Source organism: Chromohalobacter sp. HP20-39, assembly GCF_033052815.1.
Lineage (GTDB): Bacteria > Pseudomonadota > Gammaproteobacteria > Pseudomonadales > Halomonadaceae > Chromohalobacter.
In genome coordinates this window covers 1-401 of record NZ_JAWHTP010000226.1, presented here as the reverse complement: position 1 = coordinate 401, position 401 = coordinate 1, and the positions used below count along the sequence as shown (strand labels likewise).

1 protein-coding gene is annotated in these 401 nt (G+C 69.6%); it reads left to right on the top strand.

Annotated elements, in window-relative coordinates:
- Window positions 1-18 precede the first annotated feature (18 nt).
- On the top strand, window positions 19-401 hold a 383-nt coding region (locus RVY79_RS17755), incomplete at its 3' end, for a hypothetical protein (RefSeq protein WP_317465828.1).

Genomic DNA, 401 nt, shown 5'->3' with positions numbered 1-401 from the left:
GCACTGGAGGTGGTTGCCATGCTGCCCGACAGCGTCGCCGCCACCCTCTCGTCCGGAGACAGCGCCCAGGGCAAGAGCGGCTCCGAGTCATTCCCGCTTGCGCTGGAACGACTTTCCGCCCGCAGCGACAACGGCTCGCTGGTGCAGGCAATCTTCCGAGTGCCGCAAAGTGCGGCAACCTCGAAACAGCTGCGCAGCGGCGGCGTCGTGTCGGTCGAGCTGCCTAACCGCAGCGCGCCCAACGCCATCACCGTGCCGGCGCCTGCCGTCATGTGGGGCGACAAGCCCGGCCAGGCTGCCGTCTTTGTGCTGGACCAGGCTGGCAAGCTGCAGCGTCGCCCGGTGCAAGCCGGCACCGCCGTACAGCGCGAGGGCCGCGTCACGGTTTCCCAGGGCCTGAC